This window comes from Nonomuraea cavernae (genome assembly GCF_040655715.1).
GTDB classification, from domain to species: Bacteria; Actinomycetota; Actinomycetes; order Streptosporangiales; family Streptosporangiaceae; genus Nonomuraea; species Nonomuraea cavernae_A.
Map to the genome: position 1 here is coordinate 307518 of NZ_JBFAKL010000005.1, position 17776 is coordinate 325293.

General features: G+C 69.5%; 22 protein-coding genes. 12 read left to right on the forward strand and 10 right to left on the reverse strand.

Going from position 1 to position 17776, the window contains the following annotated elements; all coding sequences use genetic code 11:
* Positions 1–33: 33 nt before the first annotated feature.
* The gene (locus AB0I38_RS10050; protein WP_358464981.1) at positions 34–1173 is read right to left on the reverse strand and encodes an NAD(P)/FAD-dependent oxidoreductase; all 1140 of its coding nucleotides are present in this window, start codon (positions 1171–1173) and stop codon (positions 34–36) included.
* Positions 1174–1333: 160 nt separating this feature from the next.
* Between AB0I38_RS10050 and AB0I38_RS10055 the strand changes: the two genes are divergently transcribed.
* From AB0I38_RS10055 to AB0I38_RS10085, 7 genes are all read left to right on the forward strand, one after another.
* Entirely contained in the window at positions 1334–2206 is an 873-nt protein-coding gene (locus AB0I38_RS10055; RefSeq protein ID WP_358464984.1) for an aldo/keto reductase, read from the forward strand.
* 172 nt (positions 2207–2378) lie between these two features.
* Positions 2379–2933: a GNAT family N-acetyltransferase gene (locus AB0I38_RS10060; RefSeq protein WP_358464987.1), complete on the forward strand. Its 555-nt coding sequence runs from the start codon at positions 2379–2381 to the stop codon at positions 2931–2933.
* A gap of 292 nt (positions 2934–3225) precedes the next feature.
* Entirely contained in the window at positions 3226–3432 is a 207-nt protein-coding gene (locus tag AB0I38_RS10065; RefSeq protein WP_358464991.1) for a hypothetical protein, read from the forward strand.
* Positions 3433–3626: 194 nt separating this feature from the next.
* Positions 3627–4160 carry a MauE/DoxX family redox-associated membrane protein gene (locus tag AB0I38_RS10070; RefSeq protein ID WP_358464994.1) on the forward strand — a complete coding sequence of 178 codons (534 nt, stop codon included), beginning with the start codon at positions 3627–3629 and terminating at the stop codon, positions 4158–4160.
* Positions 4161–4188: 28 nt separating this feature from the next.
* A complete protein-coding gene (locus AB0I38_RS10075; RefSeq protein WP_358464997.1) occupies positions 4189–4749 on the forward strand; it encodes a TlpA disulfide reductase family protein in 561 nt (186 codons plus the stop codon).
* A gap of 20 nt (positions 4750–4769) precedes the next feature.
* The gene (locus tag AB0I38_RS10080) at positions 4770–6593 is read left to right on the forward strand and encodes an ABC transporter ATP-binding protein (protein ID WP_358464999.1); all 1824 of its coding nucleotides are present in this window, start codon (positions 4770–4772) and stop codon (positions 6591–6593) included.
* Positions 6590–7048 (forward strand): S26 family signal peptidase, encoded by a 459-nt coding sequence (locus AB0I38_RS10085; protein WP_358465002.1) that lies wholly within the window; start codon positions 6590–6592, stop codon positions 7046–7048. Before AB0I38_RS10080 ends, AB0I38_RS10085 begins: the two co-directional genes overlap by 4 nt.
* A 69-nt stretch (positions 7049–7117) precedes the next feature.
* Here the strand turns inward: AB0I38_RS10085 and AB0I38_RS10090 are convergent, their stop codons facing one another.
* The gene (locus tag AB0I38_RS10090) at positions 7118–8134 is read right to left on the reverse strand and encodes a helix-turn-helix domain-containing protein (RefSeq protein WP_358465005.1); all 1017 of its coding nucleotides are present in this window, start codon (positions 8132–8134) and stop codon (positions 7118–7120) included.
* A gap of 602 nt (positions 8135–8736) precedes the next feature.
* Complete coding sequence (locus tag AB0I38_RS10095) at positions 8737–9621, reverse strand: NAD(P)-dependent oxidoreductase (protein ID WP_358465008.1); 885 nt, start codon at positions 9619–9621, stop codon at positions 8737–8739.
* A gap of 49 nt (positions 9622–9670) precedes the next feature.
* Here AB0I38_RS10095 and AB0I38_RS10100 point away from each other — a divergent pair, with 49 nt between their 5' ends.
* Positions 9671–10078 (forward strand): MerR family transcriptional regulator, encoded by a 408-nt coding sequence (locus AB0I38_RS10100; protein WP_358465011.1) that lies wholly within the window; start codon positions 9671–9673, stop codon positions 10076–10078.
* Positions 10079–10174: 96 nt separating this feature from the next.
* Here the strand turns inward: AB0I38_RS10100 and AB0I38_RS10105 are convergent, their stop codons facing one another.
* The 3 genes from AB0I38_RS10105 to AB0I38_RS10115 form a co-directional block, all read right to left on the reverse strand.
* Positions 10175–10735, reverse strand: a complete 561-nt coding sequence (locus AB0I38_RS10105; protein ID WP_358465014.1) for a hypothetical protein — start codon at positions 10733–10735, stop codon at positions 10175–10177.
* Positions 10735–11304: an RNA polymerase sigma factor gene (locus AB0I38_RS10110; RefSeq protein ID WP_358465017.1), complete on the reverse strand. Its 570-nt coding sequence runs from the start codon at positions 11302–11304 to the stop codon at positions 10735–10737. Before AB0I38_RS10110 ends, AB0I38_RS10105 begins: the two co-directional genes overlap by 1 nt.
* Before the next feature lie 222 nt (positions 11305–11526).
* On the reverse strand, positions 11527–12696 hold the full coding sequence (locus AB0I38_RS10115; protein WP_358465020.1) for an NAD(P)-binding protein: 1170 nt from the start codon (positions 12694–12696) through the stop codon (positions 11527–11529).
* 34 nt (positions 12697–12730) lie between these two features.
* Between AB0I38_RS10115 and sigJ the strand changes: the two genes are divergently transcribed.
* Positions 12731–13609: an RNA polymerase sigma factor SigJ gene (sigJ, locus tag AB0I38_RS10120; protein ID WP_358465023.1), complete on the forward strand. Its 879-nt coding sequence runs from the start codon at positions 12731–12733 to the stop codon at positions 13607–13609.
* A 128-nt stretch (positions 13610–13737) separates the two neighbouring features.
* Here sigJ and AB0I38_RS10125 read toward each other — a convergent pair whose 3' ends face one another.
* Entirely contained in the window at positions 13738–14310 is a 573-nt protein-coding gene (locus tag AB0I38_RS10125; RefSeq protein WP_358465026.1) for a TetR/AcrR family transcriptional regulator, read from the reverse strand.
* A 72-nt stretch (positions 14311–14382) separates the two neighbouring features.
* Here AB0I38_RS10125 and AB0I38_RS10130 point away from each other — a divergent pair, with 72 nt between their 5' ends.
* From AB0I38_RS10130 to AB0I38_RS10140, 3 genes are all read left to right on the forward strand, one after another.
* Positions 14383–14955 (forward strand): dihydrofolate reductase family protein, encoded by a 573-nt coding sequence (locus AB0I38_RS10130; protein ID WP_358465029.1) that lies wholly within the window; start codon positions 14383–14385, stop codon positions 14953–14955.
* A gap of 17 nt (positions 14956–14972) precedes the next feature.
* Positions 14973–15131 (forward strand): hypothetical protein, encoded by a 159-nt coding sequence (locus AB0I38_RS10135; RefSeq protein WP_189124037.1) that lies wholly within the window; start codon positions 14973–14975, stop codon positions 15129–15131.
* 88 nt (positions 15132–15219) lie between these two features.
* Complete coding sequence (locus AB0I38_RS10140; protein ID WP_358465032.1) at positions 15220–15903, forward strand: DUF6461 domain-containing protein; 684 nt, start codon at positions 15220–15222, stop codon at positions 15901–15903.
* A gap of 137 nt (positions 15904–16040) precedes the next feature.
* On the opposite strand, the gene AB0I38_RS10145 is transcribed toward AB0I38_RS10140, so the two are convergent.
* From AB0I38_RS10145 to AB0I38_RS10155, 3 genes are all read right to left on the reverse strand, one after another.
* Complete coding sequence (locus AB0I38_RS10145) at positions 16041–16568, reverse strand: hypothetical protein (protein ID WP_358465035.1); 528 nt, start codon at positions 16566–16568, stop codon at positions 16041–16043.
* A 166-nt stretch (positions 16569–16734) separates the two neighbouring features.
* A complete protein-coding gene (locus tag AB0I38_RS10150; protein WP_358465038.1) occupies positions 16735–17400 on the reverse strand; it encodes a dihydrofolate reductase family protein in 666 nt (221 codons plus the stop codon).
* Between the two features lie 17 nt (positions 17401–17417).
* Positions 17418–17618 (reverse strand): hypothetical protein, encoded by a 201-nt coding sequence (locus AB0I38_RS10155; protein ID WP_358465041.1) that lies wholly within the window; start codon positions 17616–17618, stop codon positions 17418–17420.
* Between the last annotated feature and the right edge of the window lie 158 nt (positions 17619–17776).

The following is a 17776-nucleotide window of genomic DNA, read 5'->3' on the forward strand; positions in this document are numbered from 1 at the left end:
ACCGGCGTCCCGGCACGGGCGAACCGGTCGGCGTCACCGGCCAGGGTGGTCGATCGCCAGGTCCACGAGCCGTGGATCGACTTCGGGAAACGAGCCGTCGCCGAACAGGACCCGCGCCGCCAAGACACGACCGGCACGACCGCGCAGCACAGTCACCGCCGCCTCCGCCGCAGCGGGGAATCGGATGCCGGCGAACACGCGGCGCAGCAACAGCCGGCCTCGGAACCGGGCCCGCAACGCGTTCCCGTCGTACCGGCTCAGCAGGCGTTGGTCACCGGTACGCAGGTAACCGGCGGTGACCGCCGCGGCCAGTTCGGACATGCGTAAGCAGGGATCCAGCCCACCGGCCGTCAGCGGAGACACCGCGCCCGCCGCGTCTCCGACGAGCAGCCCGGCGGGGCACGCCAACCGTCGCAGCACCCCGCCGACCGGGATCGGACCACCTCGACGCTCAACCGGACCGGTCGGCGCCGCGCGGCCTGGCGCATCCGCGACGAAGGCGTCCAGCAGGTGGCGGATACCGGTGCGCATCGCGTTCGGATATCCCGCGACGCCGGCATGCGCGTGCCGGCCGTCGTCGATGACCCATCCCAGGTACCCCGGAGCGACACGGGGGTCCAGCACGCAGTGGAACGCCGGGGTGGTCGTGCCCGACGCGATCGGGTGGACGAGTTCGGCGCCGACGAGGAAGCGCCGGTTGACGTCGAGCCCGAGGTCGCGGGCCACCCGCGAGCGGGGGCCGTCCGCGCCGATGATGAACCTGGCCGTCACCGGCTCCGCACCCGCGAACCGCACAAAACCCTTCGCCGCGCTGACATACCGTACGCCCAAGAGGACCCGCGCCCCGGCCGACTCCGCCTCGTGACGCGCGTGCTCGTAGACGGCCGCCATGTCGGCCACGCGGTACTCGTCCCGGTCGCTGGTGAGCCGGATCGGCGCCCGCCGCGACGGCGGATACAGCAGCACGTCCCGGATACCCGGCCCGAGCAGGTGATCCGGCACGTCGAAGTCATCGAGAGTGCGGCGTACGAAGATCCCTGTCGTGCGGATGCCCGCCGACAGCGACCTGCGGCGGTCGACCACCATCACGTTCAGCTCGCGCCGCGCGAGCAGGCGGGCGGTGCGCAGGCCGGCCAGGCCCGCACCCACGACCAGAACGTCCACTGTCCGCATACCTTGCGACGGTAGGAGCGATGCCTCGGCCGCGCCACGAATTGCACGCTACCTGCCCCATACCTCCACACCGCCGCCACACCCGAGCCCCGGATCTTGCCGGTGAGAGTGGCCCTGGCAGGGCGACGATAAGCGTGCCGGGCGCCGCTAGGTTGCGGGGGTGAGCGACAACGAGTTGGACACGTCCCACCGGCACCTGCCGTCGAGCACGTTCCGCATCGGGGGTGAGCTGAGCGTGCGGCGGCTCGGGTTCGGGGCCATGCACCTGCCGACCGAACCCCGACCGGCTCGCGAGGCCGCCATCGCCGTAGCCCGGCGCGCCGTCGAGCTGGGCGTCACCCTGATCGACACCGCGCACATGTACGGCTGGGGCGCCAACGAGGAGCTCCTCGCCGAAGCGCTGCACCCCTATCCTGACGACCTGCTCATCGCGACGAAGGTCGGGGTCGCGCCGCCGAACCCCCCGCACGAGGCCGCGATCCGCGGACGGCCCGACTTCCTGCGCGACCAGGTCGAGCAGGGCCTGCGCCGGCTCCGCGTCGACCGGCTCGAACTGCTCCAACTGCATCGCGTCGATCCGACGGTGCCCCTCGCCGACCAGCTGGGGGCGCTGCGCGACCTCCAGGCCGAGGGCAAGATCGGTCACATCGGGCTGTCCGAGGTCACCGTCGACCAGCTCCAGCAGGCGCTGCGGATCATCGACGTCGCGAGCGTGCAGAACCGCTACAACATGCTGGATCGCGAGCACGAGGCCGTGCTCGACGCCTGCGCCGAGGCGGGGATCGCCTTCCTGCCCTGGCGACCCGTCCACCCCGCGGTATCGAAGGCGCCGGCCGAGATCGCCGCCGTGGCGGCGGAACTCGGCGCCACGGCGGCGCAGGTCTCGCTCGCGTGGCTGTTGCACCGCTCGCCTGTCGTGCTGCCGATTCCCGGCACCGGCGCGATCGGTCACCTGGAGGAGAACGTCGCCGCGGCGAGCCTGCGGCTGAGCGACGACCAGTGGCGGCGGCTCGATCGGATCCAGCCGCGATGAGACGTGACACTCCCCCCGGTCGTCGTGCTACCGCCGATCCCTGAAGCACCGGCAGGACGACGGCGCCCGAATCGTGGTTCGATATGGATGGACCCACTTCGATCGCTCCTTCGATGAGTCCGTCCTCGCCCGGGCCGCGTTCCCGAGGCGTACGAACGATCAGGAGTGCCGCGTGTCCCCTTCCTTCTCACTGCCCGGTTCCTTCTCACTGCCCGGTTCCTTCTCACTGACCGGTTCCTTCTCACTGACCGGCTCGGATGTGACCACCGAGCGGCTCGTGCTGCGTCTGTGGCCCCCCGGCGACATCGCCGCGGTCATCGGCGGCCTCCGGCTCGCACACTGGGCGCAGGACTTCCCCTCCGCCGCCGACCGGCGCATCTCCGGCTTCGTCGCCGAGCGCCCCGAGGCCATGCACGTGTACGGCCAGCGCCAGATCGTCGAGCGGGAGAGCGGTCTGGCCGTCGGCGCGATCGGGCTGTTCTGGCCGCCCGACAACGGCGTCATCGAGGTCGGGTACGGGATCGTGGAGTCCCGGCGTGGGCGCGGATACGCCACAGAGGCCACCCGGGCGATGACCGCCTTCGGGCTCACCGCCCCGGGCGTGGACGAGGTGTTCGCCGACGTGGAGCCGGCGAACGTGGCCTCCGTCCGCGTCCTGGAGAAGGCCGGGTTGCGACGTGTGCGCGGCGACGGCGCGACGGCCAGGTTCGCCGCCAGGAGGCCGTGACCCCTCCCCCGTCGCCGCGGATCCTGGCACGCACGGGCAACAGGCGTGGCACGCACGGAAAAGCGGCGGATGCGCGCCCGTGCCATGCTCATGGCCAGGAGCGCTCGAACGGGCAATGGCCTCATGAGGCAGACACCGCACCCGCAACCGGCCGGATCGTACCCTTCACCACCACGATGACCGGCGGCGCCGACGGCCACCAGGACCCGGGCGCCCCACTCCCCCTTTACCTCTTTGTTCACGGTCACGCGAATGCCTCGGCACACGAGATCTCGAAGGGAGGTGAATATCCATGACCGAAACGATCATGAGGTTCGGCGACAGGCTGCTGGAGCGGCTGGTCCCCAAGATGACGGTCCTCGCGTCGGGTCCCTGCCAGTGCGTGCGCAGCTGCTGCATCACCTACAGCAACGGCACCCGCCGGAGGGGAACCTACATCGAACACTGCTTCAGCGGCTCGGCGTGCACGGGTTGCACAGTGACCAGCGGCAGCTGCTAGCGGCCGCACGTACCTCCAACACTGCTATCGAACACTGTTCCAGCGGCTCGGCGTGCACGGGCTGCAGGCTGACCGGCGATTACTGCTGACCGGCGGTTGCTGCTGACCGGCGGAAGGCACGGGGCCGCCGTGCCCCGCCACGGGCACGGCGGCCCCGGAATCACCGGCCGGTCGGATCGGCGCTGGGAGTACACGTGGAATACCTCACTTTCGGATGTCGCTGGCTCGTCGCCCTCGTCTTCGCCGTCTCCGTCGTGAGCAAGCTCAAGGGGGACCGGCGGGAGTTCGTGGAGTCGACGCGGAAACTGCTGGGCGCCCTTCTTCCCTCGGGGAGCGCCCCGACGGCCGCCGCCAGGCTGGTCGCCCCCCTCGTCGTGGCCGCCGAGGCAGCCGTGGTGCTGCTGCTGGCCCCCGCGCCCTTCGTGGCGCTGACTCTCGCGGGCGTACTGGTCACCGCCTTCGGGCTGGCCATCGCACTGGCCCTGCGCCGGGGCGTCGCCACCGCCTGCCGGTGCTTCGGCGGGTCGGCGCCGCTGAGCGGGTGGCATCTCGTACGCAACGCACTGCTCCTCGGCGCGGTCGCCGCGGGGCTGACGTTCGACCCCGGCCCGCTCGGCGCGGCCGAGACCGCCGGGCTGGCGGTCACCGCGGTCGCGGCGCTCGCGGCGGCCGCGATCGTCGTACGTCTTGAGGAACTCGGCGAACTGTTCGGCCCGAGGCTGTCGTAGCCGTCGGGACGCTCGAAGGGAGCACGCAATGGCCGTGATGTGGGCCGCCATCGTCCTGGTCGGGGCGGTGTGCGCACTGGATCTTGTCCTGACGCTCGGAATCGTCCGCCGTCTGAAGGAGCACACCGCCCATCTCGAAGGACTGCTGCGGGCCGGGCCGGCAGGGGTGTTCGAGGGCGGGCTGCCGGCGGTGGGGGCCGCCGTCGAGGAGTTCACCGCGACCACCCTCGACGGGGAGGAGATCGGCAGGAGTTCCCTGTCGGGTGAGACGCTGGTGGCGTTCTTCAGCCCCGGCTGCGCGCCCTGTGTGGAGAAGCTGCCAGGATTCCTCGCCCACGCCCGCGAGCGCATCGGGGGCCGCCGCCTGATCCTCGCGATCGTGGCGCCCGGGGAGCAGGCCGCGACGGCGGAGATGGCCGCCGAACTACGGCAGGTGGCGACGGTCGTCGTGGACGAGGACTTCGCCGGCGGGGTCGCCAGGGCCTTCTCCGTCACCGAGTATCCCGCGTTCTGCCTGGTCGACAGCGAAGGGACGGTCCTCGCGGTCGAGCGTGACGTCGCCAGGCTCGTGGCGCCCGCCGAGAGATGACGACGCCCGACCCTCGCCCGTTGGCGGCCGGGCTGATCCGGGCGATCGGTCTCGCCTGCCGGTCGGCTCCCTTCGCCATGGCCTGCTTCCTGGCCGTCACCCTGCTGACGGCCGCGTTCCCGGTGGCGATCGCCTGGCTGACCAAGCTGACGCTCGACACGGTGGTGACGGCCGGCTCCATCTCGGCGGTCGCCGGGCTGGTGGCCGGCCTCGCGGCGGCCGGCCTGGTGAACGCGGCCGTGCCGTACGCGACGCAGTACCTGCGGGGGGAGATCGACCGCAGCGTGGGGCTCTCGGCCCAGAACGAGCTGTTCACCGCCCTCGACCAGGCCGTGGGCGTGAGCCGGCTGGAGGACCCCGCCTTCCTGGACCGCCTGCGGCTCGCCCAGCAGAGCGCGAACGCCCCCGGGCGGCTGGTCGACTGCGTCCTCGGCTTCGTCCGCGGCCTGCTCACCCTCGCCGGGTTCGTCGGGTCGCTCTTGGTGATCAACACGCTGGTCACCCTCATCGTGCTGGCGGCCGGGGTGCCTGCCCTGATGATGTCCGTACGGCTCTCGCGGCTCAGGGCGGCGGTGCTGCTGTCGATCGGCCCGACCGAGCGCCGCGAGTTCTTCTACGCCGACCTCCTGACCAGCGTGAACGCGGCCAGGGAGGTCCGGCTGTTCGGGCTCGGCGTGTTCCTGCGCGGGCGGATGCTCGCCGACCGCATGGCCGCCAACGACGCCCGCCGCCGCCTCGACCGGCGCGAGCAGCTGGTCCAGGCGGCGCTCGCGACGCTGTCGGCGGCGGTTTCGGGCGCCGGGCTGGCCTGGACCGTGTTCGCGGCCGTCCAGGGGCAGCTCACCGTGGGCGACGTGTCCATGTTCGTGGCAGCCGTGATGGGCGTGCAGGGCGCGCTGGACTCCGTGGTGGACGCGATCGCCGGCGGCCACCAGCAGCTCATGATGTTCGGCCACTACGCGGCGGTGGTGGACGACGGACCCGACCTGCCCGCACCGGCGGAACCGCTCGGCAGCCCCGCGCTGCGCCACGGCATCGAGCTGCGCGACGTGTGGTTCCGCTACAGCGACGGGCATCCGTGGGTGCTGCGCGGCGTGGACCTGTTCCTCCCCGCCGGGACGACGCTCGCGCTCGTCGGCCACAACGGCTCGGGCAAGAGCACGATCGTGAAGCTGCTCTGCCGCTTCTACGACCCCACGAAGGGCGCGATCCTGTGGGACGGCGTCAACATCAGGGACATGGACCCCGCCGCGCTGCGCGCGCGCATCGGCGCGGTGTTCCAGGACTTCATGGCCTATGACTTCAGCGCCGCCGACAACGTCGCCCTCGGCGACCTCACCGCGCTCGGCGACCGCGGCCGCATCGAGACCGCGGCCGGCACGGCGGGCGTGCACGAGACCCTTCGCGGGCTGCCCCTCGGCTACGAGACCCTGCTGACGCGGATGTTCTTCGGCGACTCGGGCGACGACGACACGCAGACGGGAGTGGTGCTGTCCGGCGGCCAGTGGCAGCGCGTGGCCCTGGCCCGGGCCTTCCTCCGCCGGTCCCGCGACCTCATGATCCTCGACGAGCCGAGCGCGGGCCTCGACGCGGAGGCCGAGCACGACGTCCACACCCGGCTCCGGATGATCAGGTCCGGCCGCACCAGCCTGCTCATCTCCCACCGGCTCGGGGCCATCCGCGACGCCGACCTCATCGTCATGCTCGACAACGGCGCCGTGAAGGAACAGGGCACCCACGAAGAACTCCTCGCCGCCGGCGGGACGTACGCGCGGATGTTCCGGCTCCAGGCCCAGGGCTATGCCGAAACCGCCACGCGCCAACCGAATGGATTCCCGCAGTGAGCGTCATCGTCGTGACCCTGGCGGTGTGCGCGGCGGCCATCGCGGGAGCCGTCCTGTGGCTGCGCCGCCGCTACGTCATGGTCTCCGTGTCCGGCGCGAGCATGGAACCCGCCTATCGCTCGGGCGACCGCGTCTGGGTCCGCCGCGCCCCGATCGGCTCGGTGCGGACCGGTCAGGTGGTGGTGGTCAGGCTCAGCTATCCCCCGGCCTGGAACCTCGCGGTCAGGGAGCCCTGGAGCATCAAACGCGTGACCGCCGCGCCCGGCGATCCCGTGCCCAGGAGCGGCTTCGGCGCCCTCGCCCACGTCTCCGAGACGACCGTCCCCGACGACTGCCTGGTCGTCTCCGGCGACAACGCCGCCGACTCCTACGACTCCCGCCACTGCGGTTTCGTCCCCGGCGACCGGTTGCTCGGCGTGGTGGTCCGCCACGCGGCCGCCCCCGGCCCCGGCTGACCGCCCCGGGTCCCTGTCTGCGGCGGCGGTCGCAGGCGTGGCACGCGGCGGTGATGACCGGGCCGGCTGTCAGTTGTCCCGGATGAGCCGTCCTTTCCGCGCCTGCCACCGGTAGCCGGCCGGGGTGACGCCGAATGCCCTGCGGAAGGTGCGGTTGAAGTGCGAATCGTTCGGGAAACCCCACCGGGCGGCGATGGCGTTGATCGGTATGCCGTCCAGCCGGGGATCGGCCAGGGCGCGACGGCAGCGTTCCAGCCGCCGCTGTCGGATCCAGCCGCCGACGGTATGTCCCTCCTGCTGGAACATCCGATACAGATGGCGCAGGGAGATGTGGTGGGCGGCGGCGATGACGGCGGGCGACAGATCGACCTGTCCCAGCCGTTGCTCGATGAACGCCCGGATCCGCAGAGTGAGTGTCCTGCCGGGGTCGGTCAGCAGCGGAGTGGGGGCGACTTCCAGCTCGTGGGCGAGCACCGCGATGACCAAATCGAGAATGACGGTGGACAGCCGGCCGACGTCGGCGGTCGACAGCTCGTCCGATCGGGTCACGATTCCGCGAAGCAGGTCACCGAGCAGCGCGGCGACGCCCTGTCGCCCTGCGATCCTGGCGGCCAGCAGACGCCGGATCTCCGGTGCGGGAAACGGCAGAGCGTCATGCGGGATCTGCAGCACCAGGCCGTCCGAACCGGCCTGGTGCCGCCCCGTCGCCGTGTCACGCGGATCGCTCGCCGTCCACGCCTTGTAGGGAAGGGAGGTGTCGTAGAGCATCAGATCGGTCGGCGCCAGGAGCGTCTCGCGGCCCTCCTGCAGGATCCCCGAACTGCCGCGTAGGACGAGGGAGATCAGGTACGCCTCGGGATCCGAACTGCGGATCCTCCTCATGCTCCTGTGCGCCTCGAAGCCGGCGCATCTGACCCGGGAGATCGGTACCGAACCGAGGTCGATCGTCGTCATCTCGGCCCAGAAGTCGGCTGCCCGATCACTGGAGGCGCTGACCGAGACCACCGATCGGGCGACGGCCTGCCACCAGAAGTCGAACCGTTCGCTGGCCGGCACGTCGTCGAGTCGTACCACGGAAGTGATCACCGTCGTCCCCCATTCCGAACGGTCGGCAGCGGGTCGGCCACAGCCCCCGGGCCGCGCGCGTGACGAGCGAGCCGCGAGCAGGAGTGCGGCACCGGCGGCAGAAGGACCAGGCCACCAAGCACCTTTCTCAGCTGGCTTGAAGCGGCAATTCCTGGCACTTAGTGAACATCAGGTATCCGACATTTCCGGCGACTCGTCCGTCGCACCCCGCTCTGGTCTTCAACTCAGGGGGAGAGACATGCGGATCCTGCTGTCAACGACGCTCATGGCTCGCATGAGTTCACGATCTGTGGTTGAGGCGCTGGCCGGAAACGGGTAGGCGTGGGACTGGGGTGCCTCATCACAGCCGTCGTGCCGGCGATCGAGGACCTTGGCCGCCGCTGATCAGGCGTAGTCACTCAGTTGGTCACCCAGCAACGCGAAAGGCCGCTTCCAACGCTCTGGAAACGGCCTTTGGGCTGGGTGGAGTGTTCACCTGTGGGTGTGAGCTGGGGCGGGTCGGAGCCTAGAAGATCGCCTCCCGGAATGGAGATGATCGTTTCCGGGACCCCGCCACGGAGCCGGCCTCACCGACAGCGCTGAGATCCCGGTATCGGGATCGGTCAGTCGTTGCGGGGTCTGCTGAATTCTTCGATCAGCACGGGATACTGCTCCCCACCGTGTCCGGCGGCGATCGAGCGGTCGGCCATCGCCTTGATCAACTTCGGCAGTTCGGCGTTGACCCCCACCGCCTCGCTCTCCTCGACCAGGTGTGCCATCGCCCGCACGTCGGTCTCCAGGGTCGACACCTCGGCCGGGAAGGAGCCGCTGTCGATCTGCTCGGCATATCCGGGCAGCCATTCGGCCACACCGGCAGCCATCTGCCGCGCGAACGGCGCATACGTCGCGGCGTCAACACCGGCCGTCCTGAGCAGGGCCGTGCCGTGGAGCCACGCGTTCAGGACGCTCCACATCATGGTGAGGCCGGCCACGTCGTACAGAGCCGCCAGCCCATGGTCCGCACCAAGGTAGGTGACGGTGCCGAGCACATCGAGCGTTGCCTTGTGGGCCTCGAAGCCCGACCGCGGCCCGCTGTGCAGAATCAGCGCCTCGGCGGTCCCGATCGCCGGCGGGATGGCCATGATGGCGCCGTCCAGGTAATGGGCACCACGCTGCTCGGCCCATTGGGCGGCTTCCCGGGCCTGGGCCGAGTCGCCCGAGGTCAGATTGATCAACATCTTGCCGTCCAGCTCGCTATCGCTCGCGACGAGCAGCTCGTACATGGCCTGGTAATCGGAGACGCAGATGATCGACAGGGGACCTGTCTTCAGCGCGTCGCCAACCGTCGGCGCTAGCCGTGCGCCCTCGGCCACCAGCTGGTCGGCCTTGAAGGTGGTGCGGTTCCACACGGTGGTGGGATGCCCGGCCTTCAGGAACGCGCCGGCGAGTGCCCGGCCCATCAGTCCGAGTCCGATGACTGTCACGGGTGTATCGGTTTTGCTGTTCATGGCAGCATCGTCAACGTTGATACCGGTGTGAAGGTCAAGTGAGGGTTCGATGCTGATCGGGGAACTTAGTCGTCGGACGGGCGTCAACGCCCATCAGTTGCGCTACTACGAAGCCCAGGGCCTGCTGGAGGCAGACCGCGGCGCGAACGGTTACCGCGAGTACGACGAGAACGCCGTGCTGCGGGTGAAGCAGATCCGGCACCTGCTGGGTGCGGGCTTGTCCTCTGAGGACATCGCGTACCTGCTGCCTTGCGCGGTCGGAGAGGCCCCGGAGCTCCTCGGATGTCCCGAGTTGCTGGCCGCGATGCGGTCACGGCTGCAGCGACTGGACGATCAGATGGCAAGGCTCGCCCAGTCCCGCGACGCTCTTACCCACTACATTGATGCAGCCGATCGAATGGCCGGCGAGAGCTACCCTCCCTTTGACGATGCTGACCAGGAACCCGTCCCCGCCTGAGCCATCTGTTGGGTTTCCGGCAAGGAACCCAGGGTGGCGTTCCTCCGGGGTGTGGACATCCCGGGAGATTCGCCAGGGCGGGTGCCCTGGGCTGGGTCACTCGCGTTCTACGCCGCTGAACTCGGCTGGAACGAGTTCGCAGGGTGCGACCGGTCCGCGGATGACCCCGACGCGGCCTCCATTGCCCTTGGCCGGGTCGCCGTTGGCGGAGTGCATCTGGACGACGAGCGTCTCGTCCGGCCCGAGATCCTTCGGGTCGATCCAGAAGTCCATCGAGTTCTCGGCTCGTCTCAGCGGCATCCGTTCCGGCTGAGGCACGATCTCGCCTCGCGGCTCGCGGCAGGTCTGCCCGTAGGGGACGTAATCGATCACTGCTCGCACGCCCTCCTCTCTCAGCCTCATCTCCAGTTCCTTGGGCCTGACGAACTCGTTGATCCGCACGGTGACCGTACCGTCGGAATTCTTGACGACGGCGAACGCCGGCGTGTCCGACATCAGCGGTATGACGACCGCCACCGCTACGCCCACCGCCGCGGCCAACCCCGCCGCAGCCACCAGAGGGCGGGTGGGTCGGCGCGCCGGCCGGGGTTCCCACGGGACCGTGGCGGCCTCCGCACGCAGTTCCTCGAGCAGCTTGTCCCTGAACGACACCGTCATCACAGTCCTTCCGTCACGAGAGCCGCCGCTACGCCAGGTACATTCCGCAGAGTCCGGCGGGCGCGATGCAGCCGGACTCTGGCCGTGCCGACCCTGATGCCCAGGGCCTGGGCCGCCTCTGCCACCGTCAGCTGGTCGATGACCACGAGCTCGAGCAACGCCCTCTCCCCTTCCGGCAGGTCGGCCATGGCCGACAGTGCCCGCCGGGCGGGCTCTTCCGCGTCGATGCGGTCGGCCAGGTCGGCGATGTCGTCGCCGTCCAGCAGCCGGCGCGCGACGACCCGTTCGACGGCGCGGACCTCGCGCTCGCTGCGGCGTCGTTGGACCGACAGCACGTTGCGCGCGACACCGTACAGCCACCCGGTCTCGCTGCCCCGTCCCGGCCGGTAGGTGTCCCGGGAGTGCAGCGCCGCGAGGAATGTCTCCGCCGTCAGGTCGGCCACCGCGTGCGGGTCGACCACCCGCCGTGCGATGAACCGCGTCATCGCGTCGAAATGCCGCAGGTAGAAGGTTTCGAAAGCCTGCGTCCGAGCTAACGGGTCCGCCGGTTCCACCTGGTTGAGCCGCACGAGCCGGGCTCCCTTCGTCCAACAGTGCTTACACCTTGTACTTGACCGAACCCCGGAATGCGTTACGACGCGGTGCGGGTGCGGGCGAGCGATAGCCCGCGCCGGCCGGCACCGTCAAGGCCCTGCCCTGGCGATCTGGCAGGACCTCGGCGGTGATACGTGCCCTGAGCATCGGCCGGCGGGTACCCGCCCGGCACGCTCAGCGGCCGGCCTCGGTGGAGGTCAGTGGATCGCGGGTGGGGCGATCGGCTTCTTCACGGGCTCGCCGAGGGCGCCGCGCGCGGCGGCGATGGCACTGTGGAAGGACACCTCGCTGAGCAGGCCCGGCGCGGCGACCATGTCACCGGCGAGGAACACGCCGTCGCCGCGTTCGACGGCCGGCCGGTCGCGCCAGGTCTGACCGGGCAGGTCCAGCGCGCCGGTACGGCGGTTGGCGACGCTGTGACGCCGCCAGGTGGTCCGCTCGCGCCAGCCGGGCAGGGCCTGGTCGACCAACTCCTCCAGCCGCACCAGCGCGTCGGCCCTGCCTTCCGTTCCCCGCAGGGGCAGCTGGGCCTGGATCAGCGATTCGCCGCGCGGGGCGAGGCTCGGGTCAGGCAGGGTGTAGCGCTCCAGCCAGCCGGCCGCGTCCAGGTCGGACACGACGAAGGCGTCGCGACGATCTGCGCGTACGGCGAGGTCCAGCAGGAGCGTCCGGCCGCTCTCCACGCTGGGCAGCGTCGTACCGAGCAGGCGGCCGGCGGCGTCCAGCGAGGTGGCGACGACGACCGGTGGCGCGGGCAGGTCGGTCACGCGCGCATCGGTCTCGATGCTGACGCCGAGGGTGCGGGCATGGGCGGCGATCCGGTCGATGAGTCCGTTCCAGCCGCCCGCGAGGTAGCGCGCGGGAGGCCTTGGCGCGAACACGCGCAACAGCCGCTCCCAGACGAACGCGGCCGAGAGCCGGCCCGGCTCCGCGTAGAAGGTCGCCACTCCCATGAGGTTCGACGCGGCCGACGCGGCCTGCTCTCCGTGGTGGCCGCGGATCCAGGTGTGGAAGTCGATGTCGACCGGTGCGCGTCGACGGCGGTGTGCCAGCACCCGCGACAGCGCGGGCGGTGGGGTACGGCGCAGCCGATCGCCGTGGCGGAACCGGAATCCGGCCAGACCGAGTAGCGGTACGCCGGAGTGCGGGCCGAGCAGGTTGCGCTCGGCGAGCCATCGCCACCAAGCTCCGTCGCGGTAGAGCACGTGGGGGCCGTCGTGGGCCACGTACGGCGGCGCGGTGGCGCGGGCTCGCCCGCCGAGTGTGTGATGCGCCTCCAGGAGGCGGACCTGTGTTCCGGCCTCGGCGCAGGAAACGGCGGCGACCAGTCCGGCGAACCCGCCGCCGACAACGGTGATCCTCTTCATGACCGGATGACGACGTAGACGAGAATCATGTGACATGGACGATTGGGGCCAGCATCACCGCTACCTGTTCGCCGTCGCCTACCGCCTGCTGGGCAGCTCCGCTGATGCCGAAGACGCCGTGCAGGAGGCGTTCATCCGCCTGCGCACCTCCGCGCCCGCGGAGCTGGAGCACCCACGAGCCTGGCTCACGACGGTGACCTCCCGGATCTGCCTCGACATGCTGGGCTCGGCCCGCGCTCGCCACGAGACCTACGTCGGCACCTGGCTGCCGGAACCGCTGGTCGCCTACGACGACTCGGACCTCGGCGAGGTGAGCGTGTTGCGGGAGTCGGTGCGTACGGCCGTTCTCCTGGTGCTGGAGAGTCTCACGCCTGCCGAACGGGTCGCGTTCGTGTTGCACGACGTGTTCGGCATGGACTTCGACCGGATCGCGACCGTGGTCGACCGCACCCCGCAGGCATGCCGGCAACTCGCGTCGCGGGCGCGCCGGCGGGTTCGCGCCGACGCGCCACCCCGGGTACCGGTCTCCGCCGAGGAGCACCGGCGGATCACCGCCACATTCCTCAAGGCCGCCTCGGACGGGGATCTCGCGGAACTGGTCAACCTGCTCGATCCCCAGGTCGTGCTCCGCTCCGACGGCGGTGGCGCGGTTCACGCGGCGCGCGTGCCGGTACACGGCCGGGAGCAGGTCATGACGCTGCTGTCCGGGCTTGCCCGCCGCTACGCCAGTGTGACTCTCCGCCCGGTACGACTGGCCGGCGGCGACGGTGTCGTGCTGAGCCTGGACGCGAAGGTGATCGGCGTGATCGGCATCGAGATCAGCGGTGGCCGGATCACCGAGTTGAACCTGGTGGTCAACCCGGCGAAGCTGCCGAGATCGGGGGAGACGAGCGAACCGGATGCCGCCGGCTGACCTGAGGCGTCTCGCCGCTCCGATTCGGTGACGGTGTGGAGGCTGCGACGGTTCGCATGGCCCGGATCGCGCAGGTCGCGAACGGCGAGGAGTGATCGTATCCCGGAATCGCCGGGCGGCCTCAGAGGTCAGGCATTCAGCGATCTTCGCACGGCGGTGTCCACCAGCTCGTGGATCTCCTGCTCGGTGAAGATGTCGGGCAGTGTCAGCCGCTCCACGATAAGCCAGTTGAGAGTGAGGTAGAGGAGCACCACCGCGGTCGAGTCGCCGGGCAGACCCGAAGCGGCGTGGTAGCCGATGTTGGCGTCGATGTCCTCGCGGATGCGCTTGGTCAGCACGGCGCGCAGCTCAGGACGCCGAGTGGACTCCAGCCGGAGCTCGAGCAGGGCAAGGTAGCCGGAATTGAAGGCGGAGACCCGATCCACCAGTTCGTGCATGAGCTCGGTGTAGCGGGTTTCGTCCTGCACGCCCTCCCGGCCGCGGGCGATCGTGGCCTCGTCGGGCAGCAACCGCTCATAGATGCGTCCGCCGACCTGGGTGAACAGGTCGTCGCGGTTGGCGAAGTAGTTGGACGCCGTGCCCGGGGGCACCGCCGCCTCCGCATCGACGGCCCGGAAGGTCAGCCCTCGCGCGCCCTCCCTGGCCAGCACCTCGATGGCCGCATCGATCAGCGCCTGCCGCCGCTCGGGATTCTTCCGCACTTGACACCACTCCGTCTGTAGTACTACGTTTTGACCACTCTAAACAGAGTACTACATAGAGAGTGAATCGATATGCGAAAGCTTGTCTACTACATCGCCGTCTCGCTCGACGGGTACATCGCCGGCCCCAACGCCGAGTTCGACTTCTACCCCGTGTCGGATCAGATGGTCGCCTGGATAAACGACCGTTACCCCGAGACGCTCCCCACCCACGTCCGCAAGCTCGTCGGCCTGGACGGCACACCCAACAAGGTCTTCGACACGCTGGTGATGGGCCGCGGCACCTACGAGCCGGCCCTGGACGTCCCCACCACCAGCCCGTACTCCCACCTACGCCAGTACGTCGTCTCCAGCACGCTGACGATCGACGACCCCACGGTGCAGGTGGAGGCCGGCGACCCGATCGAGCTCATCCGGCGGTTGAAGTCCGAGGACACCGGTAAGGACATCTACCTCTGCGGCGGCGGCAAACTCGCCGCCTCCCTGCTCCCGGAGATCGACGAGATCATCCTCAAGAGCTACCCCGTGGTGGCCGGCGCGGGCATCCCCATGTTCTCCGGGCAGTTCCGCCCCACCCTGTTCACCCCGAACCGGCGCGAGTCCTTCGACAACGGCGCCCAGGTCACCTGGCTCACCAGGGCTTAGCACCCCAAGGAGGAAGCATGCATATCAAACTCCCCGCCACGATCACCCAGGCCAAGACCGAGCATCAGGCCCGATCGTCGCACCGGCACGACCAGCCGGCGCGCGACGTCAAGCCCACGGGCCCGACCAATCTCTCCCGCCGCCCGACCGCCGCCCCTCGCCGCAGCGGGTACTGAGCGAACCGGCGCTCCACCCACCAGAACGACCAAGATCCCGCCCGATCAACCGATCGAACGGGATCCCGTCGACTTCAGCCGTCCCTGGGTGGAGACGAGGGGATGCGCCCCCTCGACCGGCCCGGGACGCCTCAGCCTGGCCACGCCGACCCCTGACCTGTTCACTCTTCCTCCCGGCGAGGCCGGCTTATCTGCCGCCGAGACCGCCGCCGTCGCCGAGGCCAGGCATCTGATCACCGCCTTGGGCTGCTTGGAAGATGACGGCTTCAGCGTCGCCTGTGTGGCCGACATCACCGCCGCCGAGGCGGCACGGCGGCTGGAGGCCACACCGGCCGATGAAAACGACGTCGAAGAGATCACGGATGACCCGTTCTCGGACTTCGACGACAGCCTGTCCCTCATCGGCATCACGGACGTGCCGGGCGGATGCGTCGTCTTCCAGCCGTGGGGATACACCGCGTCCACCCCTGGCGTCATGAAGCGCTTGTCGGTCGGCTCCGTCTGCTACGGCATGTTCGCCAACCCCAAGAGCGGCGACCAGGGAGCCGTCGCCCGTGACGGCGTCATCGAGGAATGGGACACCCATCCCGGCGGGGGCGCCGTAACCGACGACGACCCCACGGAGGACATCCTCACCGCCTACCTCTACCACTTACAAGCAGTGGCCTACTGCTTCGCCTGCGGCGCGGGCCTGCGGCCTACCGACGCCCGCTCGATCACAGATCAACCCGACGTCTGGCTCAGACTGCCCGAGCAGGATTGGTGGAGCTAACCAGTGGCACGACGAAAGGCCCGGCTCCATGTTCTGGAACCTGGCCTTCCGCACCTACTGGTGGGATGTTCACGAGTAGGCGTGGTCCGTGGCCTGTGTATCCGGCCAGCTCGACAGGAAGCTACGGATCGTGGCGTTCAGACTCCCTCGATCCAGATGTACCAACGGCCTTTGAAGTGCTCATACCTGCCCTCTTCCTGATCCGGTACCCGATCCGGGCTGTAGGCGAAGCCGTAGCTCGCCCAATCCATGGTGAGCGAGGTGACCAAGAACCTCGCTCCTCCGGGGATTTTCTCCACTCTGTCCACCCGGTATAGACCCCACCACCGATCACTGTGATGGTCGCTGCGCATCGATCGGGCATGGCGCTCCAGACTCGACTCCGACAGAGCGAAGCGCGCGTGAAGGGGCACCTCGACCTTGACCAGCAGCACGGTGCCCAGCACCAGTGCGAGTGGAACGAACATCCGGGGCGTCCACGTCCGCGTGCGCCCGGCAGAGACCAACATCCGTCCCAACCAGATGGCGAGCGCCAGCCAGTACAGCGCCAGCGCTGATGCCCAGTAGGAGAGGCCAGGAGTGCTCACCTCAAAGAGCGTCAGGAGCGAGGCGAGTCCGACGGCCCAGGTGAAAGGCAGGACGAGAGAATTGCGAGCCAGGCGCATGGGGCGATCTTGCCCGACGCCCGAGCCGCGTGCATCGGCGTCATCGTGCAATGGTCCCTTGGGCAAGTTCTGGACCGCACCGCCGGCATCGCCAGCCCAGCGACGCGACCTCCGACCTCCAACAGCGGCCTGACACCACCCGGGCCCTCCGGAGACCCGCTCCGGCTCAGCCGACGCCGCGGTCTTCGCGCCGCATGTCCCCGCTGCCGGGAGTCCCCGCACCGAGGCCGTACCGCAGGAGCACGGCACCCTTGGCCGAGGCGACGGGCGGCTCCAGGAGCACCAGGTTGGCGGGCACCACACCGCCGTCGAACACCTTCTTGCCGACGCCGAGCATGATGGGAAAGATCCACAGGTCGAGCCGGTCGAAGAGGCGCTTCCGCAGGAGGGTCTGCACCAGATTCAAGCTTCCGATCACGTGGACGTGCTCATGCTTGTCACGCAGCTCGTGCACGGCGCTCACCAAGTCGGGCCCCAGCTGGGTCGAGCCCGCCCAGTCCAGATCCGGATTGCCCCGCGAGGCGACGTACTTCGGGACGCCGTTGAATAGCGTGGCGATCCCACTGTCGACTCCGTTGACCTGGTTCGGCCAGAACGCGGCGAAAATGTCGTAGGTCCTGCGGCCCAGGAGCAGGGCATCCATGCCCTCCATTCCGGCGCCGACCTGCCGGCCGACCGACTCGTCGAACATGGGCGCCTGCCATCCCCCGAACGGAAAGCCGTCGGGATCCTCCTCGGGATCACCCGGCGCCTGGCCAACCAGGTCGAGCGTCGCGAACAGGTCGATATGGATCATGCCCACGGTGTTCTCCTCACGGAATTCAAACGACATATCAGGGCTCTTTAGTGTCATTGCCGCCCACGTCGCCCTGCGACGCGGTGTCGGAGCATCTCCAGGTTGCGGGTCGCCTCCTGCCGGAGCAGCCCGTTGATCGCCGCCAGGCCGAGCGCCGGGCACGCCTCCATCGGCAGCACCGGCGGCCGCGCCCGGATCGGGTCGCGCGCCACCCCCTCGACACCGGCCTCTTCGATCACCCCGGCTTCGAACATGCCCCAACGATATCGACCGACGATTTATATCGTCAACACAAAAATATTTGTCGGAATCAGACGGGCACCTGGATACCCAGGCTGCGGCAAGACAGCTCCGGACCTCGGTGATGCGCTTGTACATCGCGGGTCCATGAACATGGGCCTCAGTCGATGCC